The sequence below is a fragment of the Streptomyces sp. NPDC100445 genome (genome assembly GCF_044759735.1).
GTDB lineage: Bacteria > Actinomycetota > Actinomycetes > Streptomycetales > Streptomycetaceae > Streptomyces.
Map to the genome: position 1 here is coordinate 1 of NZ_JBIVZV010000029.1, position 3,379 is coordinate 3,379.

At 73.8% G+C, this 3,379-nt stretch carries 1 protein-coding gene; it reads left to right on the forward strand.

Annotated features, from left to right (window positions below):
- The coding region (locus ACIQVT_RS34690; protein ID WP_403763765.1) for a type I polyketide synthase at positions 1–3,379 on the forward strand (3,379 nt) is incomplete at both ends.

The following is a 3,379-nucleotide window of genomic DNA, read 5'->3' on the forward strand; positions in this document are numbered from 1 at the left end:
GCATCACCATCGACTGGCCCACCCACCTCACCCCCTACCACACCCACCCCACCCCCCTCCCCACCTACCCCTTCCAACACCACCACTACTGGCTGGCACCGGAACGCGGGGCGGCTGACGCCCGCGGGCTCGGTCTGGGCTCGCCCGGGCACCCGCTGCTGGGTGCGGTGGTCGAACTCGCCGAGGACGACCGGCTGGTGTACACCGGACGGCTCGCCCTGGACACCCAACCGTGGCTGGCCGACCACGCGGTGCGGGGCACGGTGCTGCTGCCGGGCACCGCGTTCCTCGAACTGACGATGGCCGTGGGCAGCAGGCTGGGCTGCGGGCGGTTGACCGAACTCACCCTCCAGACACCGCTGGTGCTCGAACCGGACGCGGCGGTGCAACTGCGGGTGACGGTCGAACCGCCGGCGGCGAACGGGCAGCGGGAACTGACCGTGCACTCCCGGCACCAGGACGCCGACCCCGGCAGCGCGTGGACACGGCACGCGGTGGCGCTGCTCGACGTGGACGACGACACCGCCGACTTCGACCTGACCACCTGGCCGCCGCCCGGTGCCCACGAGGTCGACATCGACGCGCACTACGACAGGCTCGCGCAGGCCGGTTACGACTACGGTCCCGCCTTCCAGGGCCTGCGAGCCGCCTGGCGGACCGACCGCGACGTGTATGCCGAGGTGAGTCTGCCGGCCGAGCTGGACGGTACCGCCTTCGGCCTGCATCCGGCGGTGCTGGACGCGGCCCTGCACGCGGTCGGTCTGCTGCGTGAGGACGGTGGCACCGTCCTGCCCTTCTCGTGGTCGGGTGTGACGCGCTACTCCGACGGCGCGGACACCCTGCGGGTGTGGCTGCGCGCGGCCGGCGAGGACGGGGTGAGCCTGCGGGCCGCCGACGGCACGGGGAAGGCCGTCCTGTCGGCGGAGGCGGTCACGATGCGGCCGTACTCGACGCACCCGGTCGCCGGCAGCGACACCGACTCGTTGTTCCGCCTGGAATGGCAGCCGGTCCGGGCCACCACCGCCGAGATCGACGTGTACCTGGTCACGGACCTGGCCGAGGTGCCCGACCCAGTGCCGCAGCTGGTCGCCGTGCGATGTCCGGCCGGGACGCGGGACACGGGCGGCCGAGACGGTACGGCCGGTACGGGGGCCGGTCTCGCCGACGACGCGCACCGGGCCGCGAGCTGGGCGCTGCGTCTGGTCAAGGAGTGGCTGGCCGACGCCCGCTTCGCAGGTTCCCGGCTGCTGGTGGTCACCGACGGCGCCGTCGGCCCGGACGCGGACAACCCCGCGCAGGCCACGGTGTGGGGCCTGGTCAGGTCCGCCCAGTCCGAACACCCCGACCGTTTCTCCTTGCTGGACACGGATCCGGCGCGTTCGGTCGACACGGTGCCCGCGATCGTGCTCACCGAACCCCAACTCGCGCTGCGCGACGGCACCACGTCCGCCCCTCGACTCGTGCGGCACAGTGGCCCCGCCGGGTCGGACGCGGGCACCACCCGGCTCGACCCGGACGGCACCGTGCTGGTCACCGGCGGCACCGGAGTGCTCGGCGCACTGGTGGCGCGGCGCCTGGTCACCGAGCACGGCGCCCGCCGACTGCTGCTGGTGAGCCGCCGTGGCCCGGACGCCCCAGGGGCCACGGAACTCGTGGCGGAGCTGACCGCGGCGGGCGCCGAGGTCACCCTCGCCGCCTGCGACACCGCCGACCGGGACGCGCTCGCGCGCCTCCTGAGCGGCGTACGGCTCACCGCCGTCGTCCACACCGCGGGGACACTCGACGACGGCACGATCGGGTCGCTGACCGAGGACCGGCTCGCCGCCGTACTACGGCCCAAGGTGGACGCCGCCGCGCACCTCGACGAGCTGACCGCCGGGCAGGACCTCGCGGCGTTCGTCCTGTTCTCCTCGGTGGCGGGTGTGCTCGGCAACGCCGGGCAGGCCAACTACGCCGCGGCCAACGTCTTCCTGGACGCGCTCGCGGCCCGGCGGCGCGCAACCGGACGCCCGGCACTGTCGCTCGCCTGGGGACTCTGGGCCGAACGCACCGGACTCACCCAGCACTTGGAGGGCGACAGCCTTTCGGCAGGCGGTGTCTCCGCGCTCTCCACCGAGCAGGGCCTCGCGCTCTTCGACCGGGCGCTCACCGACGGCGGCGCGATGCTCGTGCCGGCCCGCCTGGAGCCGGCCGCGCTGCGGGCCGACGCACGCGCCGGAACCCTGTCACCGGTGCTGCGCTCGCTGGTGCGGGTGCCACGGCGGCGCCCCGGCGAGTCCGGGCTGCGCCGCAGGCTCGGCCGGATGCCCCACGAAGAGGGCCGCCGGCTGCTGCTCGACGTCGTCCGCGCCCAGCTCGCCGAGGTCATCGGACGTGACTCGGCGGACGGCATCGACCCCGAGCAGCCGTTCAAGAACTTCGGCGTCGACTCGCTCCTCGCGGTGCAACTGCGCAACCGCCTGCACTCCGTCACCGGCCTGCACCTTCCGGCCACCCTCGTCTTCGACCACCCCACACCGGCCGCCGTCGCCGACTTCACCCTCGCCCTCGCCCAGCAGCGCACCGGACGGTCCACCCCGCCCGCGGCCACCGCGACCGTCGCCCCGCGTACGGACGACGACCCGATCGTGATCGTCGGGATGGGCTGCCGTTTCCCCGGTGGGGTGGACTCGCCGGAGGGGTTGTGGCAGGTCGTCGCCCAGCAGCGGGACGTGATCTCCGGTTTCCCGGTCGACCGGGGCTGGGACCTGGACGGCCTCTACCACCCCGACCCGGACCACTCCGGCACCTCCTACGTCCGCAACGGCGGATTCCTGCACGACGCCGGCGACTTCGACCCCGCCTTCTTCGGGATCTCGCCGCGCGAGGCACTGGCGATGGACCCGCAGCAGCGCCTCCTCCTGGAAGTCTCCTGGGAGGCGTTGGAACGGGCCGGTATCGCCCCCGGATCGCTGCACGGCAGTGACACCGGCGTCTTCGCCGGGGTGATGTACCACGACTACGGCGGTGGCGGCCGGATGCCCAAGGAAGCCGAAGGGCACTTCCTGACCGGCACGACCGGCAGCGTGGCCACCGGCCGGGTGGCCTACACCCTCGGCCTCCAAGGCCCCGCCCTGACGGTGGACACCGCCTGCTCCTCCTCCCTGGTCGCCCTGCACCTGGCCGTGCGTGCCCTGCGTTCCGGTGAATGCACGCTCGCCCTCGCCGGCGGCGTCGCCGTGATGTCGACCCCGAACACGTTCATCGAGTTCTCCCGCCAGCGGGGTCTCGCCGCCGACGGCCGGTGCAAATCCTTCTCCGCCGACGCCGACGGCACCGCCTGGGCCGAAGGCGCCGGCGTCCTCGTCGTCGAACGCCTCTCCGACGCCCGACGCCTCGG